Raw genomic sequence first — 13,987 nt, 5'->3', positions numbered from 1 at the left:
CGGGACCGTTCAGTCCCGCGGCGCCAGCAACCCCGCCAGCGTCGGGCCGCTCAGGCGCCGGAACGTGCGGCGCTCGCGGGTGCGGTCCAGGACGGCCACCTCGAGGTGGTCGGCCGCGATGGGGCGCGGGCCCTGGCCGGCGGCCTCGGCGGCGGCGTCGGAGCCCAGGGCCTCCACGGCCAGCTGCAGGGCCTGCTCCAGGGACAGCCCCGCGTGCCAGCGTTCACCGAGCTTGGCCGCGATCTGCTCGGCCGAGCCGCCCATCGCGACGTAGCCGTGCTCGTCGGCGACGGACCCGTCGTAGGTGAGGCGGTAGATCTGGTCGGACTCCGGGCTGCGGCCGACCTCGGCGACGACGATCTCGACCTCGTACGGCTTGGACTCGGTCGTGAAGATCGCCCCGAGGGTCTGGGCGTAGGCGTTGGCCAGGCCGCGGGCGGTGACGTCGGAACGGTCGTAGGAGTAGCCGCGCACGTCGGCGTACCGGACGCCGGCCACGCGCAGGTTCTCGAACTCGTTGTACTTGCCGACGGCGGCGAACGCGACGCGGTCGTAGATCTCGGAGATCTTGTGCAGCGCCCGGGAGGCGTTCTCGGAGGCGAACACGATGCCGTCGGCGAAGGCCACGACGACGACGGCGCGGCCGCGGGCGATGCCCTTGCGCGCGTAGTCGGCCTTGTCCTTCATCAACTGCTCGGGCGAGACGTAGAACGGAACGCTCATGCTCAGGCCTCCCCGCCCGTGATGCCGGGGTTGCCCCCGGGGTTGCCGCGCCGGCCGGCCACGACGGCCTCCACGACGGGTTCGAGCTCGGCGTCGGGGACCTGGCGGAACCCGGCGGCGGTGACGACGGCCACCACGGGCCAGATCTTGCGCAGCAGGTCCGGCCCGCCGGTGGCGGAGTCGTCGTCGGCGGCGTCCCACAGGGCCTCGACGGCGACGCGAACGGTCTCGGCCTCGCTCATGGCGGGCCGGTACAGCTTCTTCAGCGCGCCGCGGGCGAAGATCGAGCCCGACCCGACGGTGTGGTGGTCCTTCTCCTCCGAGCGGCCGCCGGTGACGTCGTAGCCGACGATGCGCCCGCGGCCGGCGTCCAGGTCGTACCCGGCGAACAGCGGGACGACGGCCAGGCCCTGCATGGCCAGGCCCAGGTTGCCGCGGATCATCGTCGAGAGGCGGTTCGCCTTGCCCTCGAAGGACATCAGCGTCCCCTCGAGCTTCTCGAAGTGCTCCAGCTCCACCTGGAACAGGCGGATCATCTCCACGGCCAGCCCGGCGACGCCGGCGATCCCGGCGCAGGAGTGCTCGTCGGTCTGGAAGACCTTCTTGATGTCGCGCTGGGCGATCATCGGCCCGGCGGTGGCGCGCCGGTCACCGGCCATGACGACCCCGTCGGCGAAGACCAGCGCCACGATCGTCGTGGCGTGCGGCGCCTCCCCGTTGCCGGGCCCGCCCCCGGGCAGGCCCCCCGCGCTCGGCAGCGGGCGGGCGGCGGGCAGCAGTTCGGGTGAGTACTCGCGCACGAAGTCGGTGAAGGAGGCCGAACCGGGCCGCAGGAAGGCGGCCGGCAGCCGGCCCGCCTGGTCCCTCGACTGATCGCTGGTGTGGTTCACCCCTCGGACCCTACCCGGCGCCCCCGGCGCGTGCCGGGAGTGCCGGGCGGGACGCGGGAGGGTCCGCGCCGGCCCGTCGCGGGGGCTACTGCCCGCCCTTCTGGACGAAGCCGCGCACGAACTCCTCGGAGTTGGACTCCAGGACCTCGTCGATCTCGTCCAGCAGGGCGTCGACGTCGGCGTCGGTCTCGGTGGCCTTGGCCTGCGCGGGGACCGCCGCGGCGTCCTCGACCTCGTCCTCGCGCCGGCTCGGGCGCTGCTGCTCCTGTCCAGGCATGGCTGGCTCCCCCTGACGTCTCGTCCGCACCGGACCACGCGGTCCGGTTCCGTCCGACACTAACCCCGCGACCCGGGCCGACGCCGGTCGCGGCGCGAGTCGTCACCCGTTCGTGAGGCCCGGCCGCTCAGCCGGTCAGGGCGGCGACGAGCTCCTCGGCGGTCTCGCACCGGTCCAGCAGCGCCCCCACGTGCTCGCGGGTGCCGCGCAGGGGTTCCAGCGTCGGGACGCGCTGCAGGGCCCCGCGCCCGGCGACGTCGAAGATCACCGAGTCCCAGCTGGCGGCCGCCACCCGCGGCCCGTACCGGGCCAGGCACTCGCCCCGGAAGTAGGCGCGCGTGTCGGTCGGGGGGTGGTCAACGGCGTGGCGGACCGCGGCCTCGGGCACGAGCCGTTCGACCTGGTCGCGTTCGGCCAGCTTGAGGTAGAGCCCCTTCTCGGGCCGCACGTCCGACCACTGCAGGTCCACCGCGGCCAGCCGGGCGTTGTCCCAGTCCAGGCCGTCGCGGGAGCGGTAGCCCTCCAGCAGGCGCAGCTTGGCGACCCAGTCGACCTCGCGGGCGGCGGAGAACACGTCGGTCTCCAGCCGGGTCAGGACCTGCTCCCAGCGGGTGAGGACCTCGGCGGTGTCGGCGTCGACGTCGTCGCCGTAGCGGTCGGCGACGTAGGCGCGGGCGGCCTCCAGGTAGGCCCACTGCAGCTGCACGGCGCTGAGGCGGCGGCCGTCGCGCAGCCGCACGAGGTGCCGCAGGGACGGGTCGTGGGAGACCTCGTGCAGGGCCCGGACCGGTTCGGACAGCAGCAGCCGCCCCGCGGGGCTGTCCTCCAGCCAGCCGGACTCCAGCATGGCCAGGACCAGGGACGTGGTGCCGACCTTCAGCAGCGTCGCGACCTCGCACATCGTCGCGTCGCCGACGATCACGTGCAGCCGGCGGTACTTCTCCACGGTCGCGTGCGGCTCGTCGCGGGTGTTGATGATGGGCCGCTTCATGGTGGTCTCCAGCCCCACCTCGACCTCGAAGAAGTCGGCGCGCTGGCTGATCTGGAACCCGGCCTCGCGCGAGTCCTGGCCGAGACCGACCCGGCCGGCGCCGGCGAAGACCTGCCGGGAGACGAAGAACGGCGTCAGGTGCCGCACGACGTCGCCGAACGGCGTCGAGCGGTTCATCAGGTAGTTCTCGTGGGTGCCGTAGGAGGCGCCCTTGCCGTCGGTGTTGTTCTTGTAGATCGTCACCGGCGTCAGCCCCGGGGTCGCCGCCACCCGGCGCAGCGACTCCAGCAGGATCAGCTCCCCCGCCCGGTCCCACGTCACCGCGTCGCGGGGGGTCAGGACCTCCGGGGAGGAGTACTCCGGGTGGGCGTGGTCGACGTAGAAGCGGGCCCCGTTGGTGAGGATGACGTTGGCCATCGTCGGGTCCTCGGTCTCGGCGCTGACGACGTCGGAGGCGTTCGGCGCGGCCCGCCGGCCCTCGCCGGCGGCCCTGCCGGGGGCGTCGGTCAGCTGGGAGGGGTGGGCACGGGCGCGCTCGACCTCGAACCCGCGCGCGTCGCGCAGCGGGGCCTCGTCCTCGTAGTCCCACCGCGGCCGCGACCGCCCACCCGTCGTGGCGGTCGCGTAGGCGTTCACGACCTGCGCCGACAGCAGCATCGGGTTCGCGCCCGGGTCCCCCGGCACCGAGATGCCGTACTCCGTCTCCAGCCCCACGACCCGCCGCACCGTCATGTCCGCACCCGTCCGCTCGTCACGGGCACGACCCTACGTGCGGCCGATCACTCGGTCCGCAGCGCCACCACCGGGTCCAGCCGGCCGGCCCGGCGCGCCGGGAAGACCCCGAAGAAGATCCCCACCGCGGCCGAGACCACGAAGGCCACCACCGGGCTCCACCACTCGATCGTCGCCGGCAGCGGCGAGAGCTGGTTCACCGCGATCGAGCCGGCGACCCCGATGGCGATGCCGATGGCCCCCCCGACGCTGGTCAGCAGCACGGCCTCGACGAGGAACTGCACGAGCACGTCGCGCTGGCGGGCGCCCAGGGCCTTGCGCAGCCCGATCTCCCTGGTCCGTTCCCGGACCGAGACGAGCATGATGTTGGAGACCCCGACCCCGCCGACGAGCAGCGAGATGCCCGCGATGGCGGCCAGCACCCCGGTCAGCAGGCCGAGGATCTGCCCGATGACGCCCAGGATCTGCGTCTGCGTGATCGCCGAGAACGTCTGGTCGGGGTACTTCTCCTTCATGGCCTTCCACAGCCGGTCCGACAGCGCCCCCACCCCGGACGCCGAGGGCGCCTTCACCGCGAACGCGTCGACGCGCTGGATGCTGAACATCCGCTGCGCCGTGGTGATCGGGATGTGGATCTCGTTGTCCTGGGAGACCCCGAAGCTCTCGCCCTGCTCCTTCAGGACCCCGATGACCTCGAAGCGGGTCCCGGCGATCGTGACCTGCCGGCCCACGGGGTCGGCCCCGGGGAACAGCACGCGCGCCGAGACCGACCCCAGCACCGCCACCCGCCGGCGCGTGTCCACGTCGACGGTCGAGAAGTACTGCCCCTCGGCCAGCGGCCGGTTCATGACGCGCGGCAGGTTCTGGTCGGCGCCCTGGATCGTCTGGAAGTGCTCCGAGCCCCCCGCGGCCCGCACCTGGGCCCCCGTGCTGACGCGGGCCGTCACCGACTGCGGGTCGCCCGTCACCGCGGCCAGGACCTCGGCGTCGGCGATCTGCATCGTCGAGGTCGCCGCCGCGCTGCGCGAGAGGTTGTTCGTGTCGAACTGCCCCGGCACCACGAGGATGAGGTTCGAGCCCAGCCCCTCGACCTGCTTCTCGATCTGCTGGCGGGCCCCGGAACCGATCGAGACGACCACGATGACCGCCGCGATCCCGATGATGATGCCCAGCATCGTCAGCAGGCTGCGCATCCGGTTGCCGCGCAACGCGTCCAGCGCGACGCGGAACGCCTCCCAGCCCTTCACGCGATCAGCCCGTCGCGCACCCGCACCTGACGGCGGGCCCGGCCGGCGACCTCGTCGTCGTGCGTCACCAGGACCACCGCGACCCCGCGCGCGGAGTTCAGCTCCTCCAGGATCCGCATGACCTCCGCCCCGTTCCTCGAGTCCAGGTTGCCCGTCGGCTCGTCGGCCAGCAGGATCCGCGGCTCACCCACGAGGGCCCGCGCGATCGCCACCCGCTGCTGCTCCCCGCCGGACATCTGGGTGGGCCGGTGCGTCAGGCGGTGCCCCAGGTTCACCGCCGTCAGCGCCGCCGCCGCCCGCTCGCGCCGCTCGGGGGCCTTCACCCCGCGGTACAGCAGCGGCAGCGCGACGTTGTCCACCGCGCTGGAGCGCGGCAGCAGCTGGAAGGCCTGGAACACGAACCCGATCTCCCGGTTGCGCAGGTCCGCCAGCTCGGCGTCGGACAGCTGCGACACGTCGCGCCCCCCCACCCGCAACGTGCCCGACGTGGGCCGGTCCAGGCACCCCAGCAGGTGCATCAGCGTCGACTTGCCCGAACCGCTGGGCCCCACGATCGCCGCGTACTCGCCCTCGGCGACGGTGAAGCTCACCCCGCGCAGCGCCTCGACGGTCGTGTCCCCGAACCGGTACGACCGCCTGACGTCGACGGCCTCGATGGCCGCGGCCGGCTGCGGCCCGCTCAGGGCGTGCTCCTGCTCGTCGGTCCGGGACGTCACGAGACCTGCTGCCCCTGGCTCACGTCGGCCGCGCCCCCGGTCACGATCGTCTCCCCGCCCTTCAGCCCGTCGGTGATCTCGACCTCGGTGTCGCCGCGGACCCCCACGGTCACCGGCCGCCGCTCGGCCTTGCCGGCGGCCACCACCCACACCGTGTCCGAGGTCGGCGAGCCGTTCTGCGCCCCCGCCCGCAGCACCGCCGCCGCCGGGACCTCCACCACGCCCTGCACGCTGCGCACGACCAGCGACACGTTCGCGCTCATGCCCGGCAGCGGCGTGGCCGCCGGCTCGCCGTCCGCACCCGTGCCGCCGTCGTAGCTCAGCCGCACCGTGTACGTCACCGTCCCCCCGCTGCCCGCCTTCGCCGTCGGGTCCACCCCCGTCACCGTCGCGCGGTAGCGCGCCCCGTCGACCGCGTCGATCGTCACGTCCGCCCCCACCCCCGGCTGCACCTGCAGCACGTCCGTCTCGTCGACGTCGGCGGTCAGGCTCAGCGTCGAGGCGTCCAGGACGGTCACCAGCGTCGCGCCCTGCGCGACCGCGGCGCCCTGCGCGATCACCGGCGCCCCCGCGGGCCCGGACCCCGAACCCGTGTCGGGCAGCGACAACCCCGAGGCCCCCGACAACCCGCTGCCGGCCAGCAGCGCCTCGGCCCCCGCCGGCAACGCCGACCCGCCCCCACCGCCGGTGGAGCCCAGCGACACCTTCCCCGAGATCGGGGCCACCACCGTCAGGGCGTCCACCGTCGCCTGCGCCGCCGCGACCGCGGCCCGCGTCTGCACCCGCTGCGCCGAGCCCAGCGAGGCCACCGCGGAGTCCAGGTTCCCCAGCCCCGCGTTGACCTGGTCGATGAGGGCCTGCGTCTGCGACGACAGCAGCTGGTACTGCGTGCGCGAGGAGCGCACCGCCGCCAGCGCCGCCGCCTGCGCCGCCGGGTCCGCGATGGCCTGCGCCTGCGCCTGCGCCTCGTCGAAGCGCTGCTGCGCGTCGGCGTCCGCCTTCTTCTGCTGCGCCGCCAGCTGGGCCGAGGACTTGGCCGACGAACCCGACGAACCGGACGAGCCCGACCGGGCCGCGTCGGCGTCGGCCTGCTTCGCCGACTCCAGCGCCTGCACCGCCGACGGCGAGGAGATCGTCATGAGCACCTGCCCGGCCTGGACCACCTGCCCGTCCGAGACCGCCAGCGTCGCCACCGTCCCCGCGGCCGGGGCCTTGACCACCGCCGACGCCCGCGGCTGCACCTGACCGGTCGCGTCCACGACCTGCTGCACGTCACCACGGGCGACCGTGCCCGTCGCGAACGACGACGTCGCGTCGTCGTCGCTGCACCCGGCCGCCACCAGCAGCACCGCGGCCCCCGCCGCGACCGCGGACAGGACGCGCACGGGTCGACGGGGCAGGCCGGGACGCGGGGGGTGGGGGTGCACGACGTCACCCTAGGTGCTGGCACCGACGGAGCGGGTCCTCCCCAGGGCGGGCACCCGGCGCCCTCGCATCCCCCCACCGTCGCACCCGGAGACCCTGCGTCCTACCGTGACGACGGTGAGTGCACCCGCGCGTGGACCCGCCCGTGGACCTGCCCGCGCACCCGGCCGGGAACTCGTCGCCCTGTACGACCCGGACGACCCCGCCGGCCGCGTCACCGGCACCGCCACCCGCGCCGAGGTCCGCGCCCGCAACCTGCCCCACGCCGCCACCGGCGTCCTGCTGCGCGACGGCCGGCCCGGACGCACCGGCGACGTCTTCGTCCACCGCCGCACCGGCACCAAGGACCTCAACCCCGGCGCCCACGACTGCCTCGCCGGAGGAGTCGTCGACGCCGGCGAGGACCCCCTGGCCGCCGCCCACCGCGAACTGCGCGAGGAGCTCGGCCTCGACGCCGACCTGCGGCACGTCCTGACCCGCTGGTACCGCGACGAGACCACCCACCACCTCGCCCACCTCTACGAAGCCCGCTGGGACGGCACCCCCCTCGTCCTGCAGGCCACCGAGGTCGCCCACGGCTGGTGGGAACCGGCCACCACCCTGCGTGATCGGTTGCGAGACAGGGCGTGGCCGTTCGTGCCCGACACCCGTGAGCTCTTGGAGAACTGGGCCGAATGGTGGAAGGATCCGGCCAGCCCGTGACCACCACGTGACCTCCCGCGGTCACGAGCGACCCCCAGGAGCCTCGTGCCCCCCACCGTCCGCCTGTCCTGGATCGACACCGCCCGCGGCGCCGCCATCGTCCTCGTGATGGTCCACCACGCCGTCCTGTTCGCCGGCGCCGAAGGCCTCGCCCACCACGGCTGGACCGCCGTCGACGAGACCCTGCGCCTGCTGCGCATGCCGCTGTTCTTCTTCCTCTCCGGCCTCCTCGCCGTCCGCGCCGTCCACCGCCCCTGGCCCGACCTCCTGCGCCGCAGGATCACCGGCGACCTGTGGGTCTACCTGCTGTGGGCCACCGCCGCCTTCACCGTCTTCACCCTCGTCCCCTACCACCGCGACCCCCTGCCCGCAGGCCCCCGCGGCTGGCTCGAGCAGACCCTCCTGCTGCCCGGCAACGGCGCCTGGTACCTGCTCGCCTTGGCCCTCTACCTCCTCGCCGGCCGGCTCCTGCGCACCGTGCCCACCCGCCTCCTGCTGCCCGCCGCCGCACTCGTCTCCGCCGCCTTCGGCCCCGGCCCCCTCGTGCAGTACAGCTTCGTCTGGAACGACGTCCTGACCCTCTTCGTCTTCTTCGCCGCCGGGCTGCGCCTGCGCGACCTGACCCTGGCCGCCACCGCCCGCACCCCCGGCTGGACCCCCACCCTGGCCGCCACCGCCGCCGTCGGCGCCCTCGCCCTGACCGTCACCGCGCTCAGCCTCGTGCAGGTCCCCGGCGTCCGCCTCCTCGTCGGCGCCACCGCCGTCGCCGCCGGGACCCTGCTCGCCGTCCGCCTCGCCGACACCGCCCCCGGGCGTCTCCTGGCCGGGATCGGCGCCCGCACCCTGCCCGTCTACGTGACCCACGAGATCGTCCTGGGCCTGCTCGTCCTCGCCCTGGCCACCCTCGACGCCGGCCCCCTGCTCACCCTCACCGCCCCCGTGCTGCTCGTCGCCGCGGCGCTCGCCGTCTGCCTGCCGCTGCGCACGCCCCTGAGCCGCCTGCCGTGGGCCCTGAACGCGCCGTGGGCCGCACCCCGCCAGCGCGAGGTGCGGCCCACGACGGTCCCGCAGCAGGTGTGAGACCAGGGTCCGGGTCTAGAGGTACTGGCCCGTGTTGGCGACCGTGTCGATCGAGCGGCCCGCCTCCGTGCCCTTCTTGCCCTGCATGAGGGTGCGGATGAACACGATCCGTTCCCCCTTCTTGCCCGAGATCCGGGCCCAGTCGTCCGGGTTCGTCGTGTTCGGCAGGTCCTCGTTCTCCTTGAACTCGTCCACGCACGCGCTCATCAGGTGGTCGACCCGCAGACCCCGCTGCTGCGACGTCAGCAGGTCCTTGATCGCCATCTTCTTCGCCCGGTCCACGATGTTCTGGATCATCGCGCCGGAGTTGAAGTCCTTGTAGTACAGGACCTCCTTGTCACCCCCGGCGTAGGTCACCTCCAGGAACTCGTTCTCCGGCGTCTCGGTGTACATCCGCTCCACCGTCGCCTGGATCATCGCGTCCACCGCCTGCTGCGGGCTGCCGTCGTTGACCGCGAGGTCGTCGGCGTGCAGCGGCAGGTCCGGGGTCAGGTACTTGGAGAAGATCTGCCCGGCGGCCTCGGCGTCCGGACGTTCGATCTTGATCTTCACGTCCAGTCGGCCCGGGCGCAGGATCGCCGGGTCGATCATGTCCTCGCGGTTCGAGGCCCCGATGACGATGACGTTCTCCAGCCGCTCCACGCCGTCGAGCTCGCTCAGCAGCTGCGGCACGATCGTCGTCTCCACGTCCGAGGACACCCCCGAACCGCGGGTGCGGAACAGCGACTCCATCTCGTCGAAGAACACGACGACGGGGGTGCCCTGACCGGCCTTCTCCCGGGCCCGGGCGAAGATCAGCCGGATGTGCCGCTCGGTCTCCCCGACGTACTTGTTCAGCAGCTCCGGGCCCTTGATGTTCAGGAAGTAGCTCTTGGGCTGGGTCTCCCCGCGCAGCTCGGCGGCCTTCTTGGCCAGCGAGTTCGCCACCGCCTTGGCGATCAGCGTCTTGCCGCACCCGGGCGGGCCGTACAGCAGGATGCCCTTCGGCGGGCGCAACCCGTGCTCGCGGAACAGGTCGGCGTGCAGGAACGGCAGCTCCACCGCGTCCCGGATGGCCTCGATCTGCGGCCCCAGACCACCGATGTCCTCGTAGTCGATGTCCGGCACCTCCTCCAGGACCAGCTCCTCGACCTCGGCCTTGGGGATCCGCTCGAAGCCGAAGCCCGAGCGCGTGTCGATCGTGAGGGAGTCCCCCACGCGCAGCGGCCCGTCCATCAACGGGCCCGCCAGCCGGATCACGCGCTCCTCGTCGGCGCGGGCCAGGACCAGCGCCCGGCCGTCGGCCAGGACCTCCTTGACCGTCGCCAGCTCACCGGTGCGCTCGTAGTCGAAGGCCGCGACGACGTTCATGGCCTCGTTGACCATCACGTCCTGCCCCGGCCGCAACGCGTCCAGGTCCACGGACGGGCTCACGGCCACGCGCATGCGCCGGCCGGCCGAGACGATGTCGGCGGTCCCTTCCTCCGTGCCGGCTTCCAGGAACGTCGCGAACTGGGCCGGCGGCTGTCCGAGCCGGTCGACCTCGGCCTTCAAGGCGACGATCTGGTCCCGGGCCTCGCGCAGCGTCGTGGCCAGCCGGTCGTTCTGGGCGCTGACCTGCGCGAGCCGGGTGCGGGCTGCTCCGAGCTGCTCCTCGAGGGCGGCGAGGTGGCGGGCATCCCGCTCACCGCCACCGCCGAAGCGGCGTTGGGGCTCCGTCATGGCGCATCTCCCCTCTGGGTGGTGCATTCGACACTAACCCGCGCACCGCGCTCCGCGAGGCGGATCCGCGTCGGCGCGCCACCCACCGGCCCCGTCCGCGCCCGGACGTGACCTGCCGGCAACGTCCCCGAAACACCACCGCCACGACCACCGCGCAGCCCGTCCGACAGACTCGACCCCCAGGGGCGCACCCGCGCCCCCGGAGCACCCGAGGAGAGACCGTGAGCCTGACCGACCGCGCCGCGGAGCTGGACGCAGCCGACCCCCTGGCCGCCCACCGCGACGAGTTCCTCCTCGAGGCCGCCCCCGCCGTCACCTCCTACCTGGACGGCAACTCCCTGGGCCGTCCCCTCAAGGCCACCCCGGCCGCCCTGGACGCCTTCGTGCGCGCCGAGTGGGGCGGGCGGCTCATCCAGGGGTGGACCCACGACGCGCAGGTCGGTGAGGGCGGGTGGATGGACTGGCCCACCGACCTCGGCGACCGCATCGGGCGCGTCGTGCTCGGCGCCGGGCCCGGGCAGACCGTCGTGGCCGACTCCACCACCGTGCTCTTCTACAAACTGGTGCGCGCCGCCCTCGACCACGCCCTGGCCGAGGGGCGCGACGAGATCGTCGCCGACACCGACAACTTCCCCACCGACCGCTTCGTCCTCGAAGGCGTCGCCGCCGAACGCGGCGCCACGCTGCGCTGGATCGAGACCGACCCGGCCGCCGGGATCAGCGCCGCCCAGGTCGCCGCCGCCGTCGGACCCCGCACGGCGCTGGCCACGTTCAGCCACGTCGCCTACCGCTCCGGGCACCTGGCCGACGGCCCGGCCATCACCGCCGCCGTCCACGACGCCGGCGCGCTCGTGCTGTGGGACCTGTCGCACTCGGCCGGGTCCGTGCCGCTGGCCCTGGACGCCTGGGGCGCCGACCTCGCGGTGGGCTGCACCTACAAGTACCTCAACGGCGGGCCCGGCGCGCCCGCGTTCGCCTACCTGGCCCGCCGCCACCACGGCCTGCTGCGCCAGCCGGTCCAGGGCTGGATGGGCCACGCCGACCCCTTCGCCATGGGACAGGGCTACCGACCCGACCCCGGCGTGCGGCAGCTCATCTCCGGCACCCCGCCGATCGTGGCGATGGTCCCCGTGCGCGCCGGCGTCGACCAGCTCGAACGGGTCGGCATCGACGCCGTGCGCGCCAAGTCGACGGCCCTGACGTCCTTCGCCCTCGAAGTGGCCGACGAGCTGCTCGTCCCGCACGGCGTCACCGTCGCCACCCCCCGCGAGCCGGCCGCCCGCGGCGGTCACGTCACCCTGCGCGCCGGGGACAGCGGCAGGGACTTCCGGCAGACCACCGCGAGGTTGTGGACCGAGGGCGTCGTCCCCGACTTCCGCACCCCCGACGGCATCCGGATCGGCCTGGCCCCCCTGTCCACCAGCTTCGGCGAGGTCCTCGACGGCCTGCTCGCCCTGCACCGGATCGTGGAGAACTCGTGAGCGGCGCGACGGGCCCCACCCCCGACCAGACCCCTGACCAGACCCCCGACGAGGGCAACACCCGCGCCGTCGAGGCCGGCGTGGTGACCGACTTCACCCGGGACATGTCCTACGGCGCCTACCTGCACCTCGACGAACTGCTGTCCGCCCAGCACCCCCTGTCGGTGCCCACCCACCACGACGAGATGCTGTTCATCGTCCAGCACCAGACCTCCGAGCTGTGGCTCAAGCTCGTCCTGCACGAACTGCGCTCGGCGGTGGCCGCCATCGCCGCCGACGACCTGAAGACCGCCCTGAAGAACATCGCCCGCGTCAAGCACATCCAGCGCACCCTCACCGAGCAGTGGTCGGTCCTGGCGACCCTGACCCCCACCGAGTACGCCCAGTTCCGCGGGTTCCTCGCCAACTCCTCCGGCTTCCAGTCCCACCAGTACCGGGCCGTGGAGTTCGTGCTGGGCAACAAGAACGCGGCGATGCTCGACGTCTTCGCCCACGACCGCCCCCGGCACGACGAGCTGCGCCAACTGCTCGACGCGCCGAGCCTGTACGACGAGTTCCTGCGCTTCCTGGCCCGGCGCGGGCACGCCGTGCCCGCCGAGGTCCTCGACCGCGACGTCACCCGCGCCCACGTCCACACCCCCGCCCTGGTGCCCGTCCTGACGCGCATCTACGAGAACGCCAGCGAGTTCTGGACCGAGTACGAGGCCTGCGAGGAACTGGTGGACCTGGAGGAGAACTTCCAGCTGTGGCGCTTCCGGCACCTCAAGACCGTCGAACGCACCATCGGCTTCAAACGCGGCACCGGCGGCTCCTCCGGCGTCGACTTCCTCGCCCGGGCCCTGAACCTGACGTTCTTCCCCGAGCTGTACGCCGTACGCACGGAGATCGGGTCGTGAAGCTCACTGCCCTCGCCGCCCCCGGCGTCGCCCCCTCGCGCACCGTCGACGAGACCTTCACCGCCGCCCTGCGCGCCCACGACCTCGACGGCACCCTCGTCCGCACCCCCTCCCTGGACCGGCTGCGGGCCACGGCCGCCGCGGCCACTGAGGAGTTCCTGCTCCTGGCCGCCGACGACACCCCCGTGGCCGACCTCCTGCCCGACCTGAGCGTGGACGTCGTCCGCGTCGACCTCGACGCCCTCGACCTCGACCCCTCCCCCCGGGTGCGCCGCCACGTCCGCTGGCGCGGCACCGACGGGCTGCGCTTCGGCGTCGACGACTGGTACTTCCAGCGCACCAGCCCGCCCCGGCGCATCCCCTACGGACCCGACCCCGACCAGTACGCCCACCTGCGCCTGCCCGCCGCCGGCACCCACCACAGCACCCACGGCCCCTTCCCCGTCGCCGTCCTCGTCCACGGCGGCTACTGGCGCTCGCGGTGGGAGAACGACCTCATGCACGCGATGGCCGTCGACCTCACCGCCCGCGGCTTCGCGACCTGGAACCTGGAGTACCGCCGACCCGACCGGCACGGCTGGGAGGCCACCACCGCCGACGTCGCCGCCGGGTTCGGCGTCCTCGAGGCCGTCGACGCGTCCCTGGACCTCGACCGGGTCGTCACCCTCGGGCACTCCGCCGGCGGCCAGCTCGTCGTGCGGCTCGCCGCCGACCTGGCCCTCGCCGCGTTCCGCCCCGCCCTGACCGTCTCCCTCGCCGGCTGCCTGGACCTGCACACCATCCACGCCCGCGGACTGTCCGAGCACGCCGTCGCCGCCGCCCTGGGCGGACCGCCGGAGGACCTGGCCGCCGAGTACGCCGCCTCCTCGCCCCTGACCCGCGTCCCCGTCGGCTCCCCGCTGGCCGTCGTCTGCTGCCGCGGCGACGACCCCGACCTCCTGGACGCCTCCCGCCGCTTCGCCGACGCCGCCCGCGCCGCCGGCGACGACGTCCGCACCCTCGAGGAGGACGGGAACCACTTCTCGGTCATCGACCCCACCTCCACCGTCTGGCCCCGCGTCCTCGACCTGCTGGCCGGCGTGCGCGGCTGACGCGCCGCCCCTACCCTCGTGCCGACCCGGCGGGG

General features: G+C 73.8%; 12 protein-coding genes and 1 pseudogene. 5 read left to right on the top strand and 8 right to left on the bottom strand.

Features of this window, described 5'->3' with window-relative positions; translation table 11 throughout:
• Positions 1-9 precede the first annotated feature (9 nt).
• The 7 genes from prcA to CLV37_RS01710 all read right to left on the bottom strand — a co-directional run bounded on the left by prcA (position 10) and on the right by CLV37_RS01710 (position 7,003).
• Entirely contained in the window at positions 10-723 is a 714-nt protein-coding gene (prcA, locus tag CLV37_RS01740) for a proteasome subunit alpha (protein WP_106206340.1), read from the bottom strand.
• 2 nt (positions 724-725) lie between these two features.
• Positions 726-1,613, bottom strand: coding sequence for a proteasome subunit beta (gene prcB, locus CLV37_RS01735; protein WP_106206338.1), 888 nt, complete (start codon positions 1,611-1,613; stop codon positions 726-728).
• Between the two features lie 85 nt (positions 1,614-1,698).
• Entirely contained in the window at positions 1,699-1,890 is a 192-nt protein-coding gene (locus tag CLV37_RS01730) for a ubiquitin-like protein Pup (protein WP_106206336.1), read from the bottom strand.
• A 127-nt stretch (positions 1,891-2,017) separates the two neighbouring features.
• Positions 2,018-3,613, bottom strand: coding sequence for a depupylase/deamidase Dop (gene dop / locus CLV37_RS01725; RefSeq protein ID WP_106206334.1), 1,596 nt, complete (start codon positions 3,611-3,613; stop codon positions 2,018-2,020).
• 47 nt (positions 3,614-3,660) lie between these two features.
• On the bottom strand, positions 3,661-4,806 hold the full coding sequence (locus CLV37_RS01720) for an ABC transporter permease (RefSeq protein ID WP_425433599.1): 1,146 nt from the start codon (positions 4,804-4,806) through the stop codon (positions 3,661-3,663).
• A 50-nt stretch (positions 4,807-4,856) separates the two neighbouring features.
• A complete protein-coding gene (locus CLV37_RS01715) occupies positions 4,857-5,543 on the bottom strand; it encodes an ATP-binding cassette domain-containing protein (RefSeq protein ID WP_106207340.1) in 687 nt (228 codons plus the stop codon).
• A gap of 29 nt (positions 5,544-5,572) precedes the next feature.
• Positions 5,573-7,003, bottom strand: coding sequence for an efflux RND transporter periplasmic adaptor subunit (locus CLV37_RS01710; RefSeq protein ID WP_106206330.1), 1,431 nt, complete (start codon positions 7,001-7,003; stop codon positions 5,573-5,575).
• Positions 7,004-7,118: 115 nt separating this feature from the next.
• Between CLV37_RS01710 and CLV37_RS01705 the strand changes: the two genes are divergently transcribed.
• Entirely contained in the window at positions 7,119-7,703 is a 585-nt protein-coding gene (locus CLV37_RS01705; RefSeq protein WP_106206328.1) for an NUDIX domain-containing protein, read from the top strand.
• A gap of 45 nt (positions 7,704-7,748) precedes the next feature.
• A complete protein-coding gene (locus CLV37_RS01700; RefSeq protein ID WP_106206326.1) occupies positions 7,749-8,783 on the top strand; it encodes an acyltransferase family protein in 1,035 nt (344 codons plus the stop codon).
• Between the two features lie 15 nt (positions 8,784-8,798).
• Here CLV37_RS01700 and arc read toward each other — a convergent pair.
• Positions 8,799-10,436: pseudogene (gene arc, locus CLV37_RS01695) on the bottom strand (proteasome ATPase); the annotation flags it as partial.
• Positions 10,437-10,705: 269 nt separating this feature from the next.
• Here arc and CLV37_RS01690 point away from each other — a divergent pair.
• Genes CLV37_RS01690 through CLV37_RS01680 form a run of 3 tightly spaced genes read left to right on the top strand, consistent with a single transcriptional unit; the run spans position 10,706 to position 13,952 of the window.
• Positions 10,706-11,965 carry a kynureninase gene (locus CLV37_RS01690; RefSeq protein ID WP_106206322.1) on the top strand — a complete coding sequence of 420 codons (1,260 nt, stop codon included), beginning with the start codon at positions 10,706-10,708 and terminating at the stop codon, positions 11,963-11,965.
• Positions 11,962-12,861 (top strand): tryptophan 2,3-dioxygenase, encoded by a 900-nt coding sequence (gene kynA, locus CLV37_RS01685; RefSeq protein ID WP_170126999.1) that lies wholly within the window; start codon positions 11,962-11,964, stop codon positions 12,859-12,861. The genes CLV37_RS01690 and kynA overlap by 4 nt, the downstream gene beginning before the upstream one ends.
• Complete coding sequence (locus tag CLV37_RS01680) at positions 12,858-13,952, top strand: alpha/beta hydrolase (RefSeq protein ID WP_106206320.1); 1,095 nt, start codon at positions 12,858-12,860, stop codon at positions 13,950-13,952. Before kynA ends, CLV37_RS01680 begins: the two co-directional genes overlap by 4 nt.
• Positions 13,953-13,987 lie beyond the last annotated feature (35 nt).

Origin of the sequence: Kineococcus rhizosphaerae, assembly GCF_003002055.1 — a bacterium.
In the GTDB taxonomy this organism is placed as follows: domain Bacteria; phylum Actinomycetota; class Actinomycetes; order Actinomycetales; family Kineococcaceae; genus Kineococcus; species Kineococcus rhizosphaerae.
Note: the sequence above shows the minus strand (reverse complement) of the source record. Positions and strands in the feature narration are given on the sequence as shown.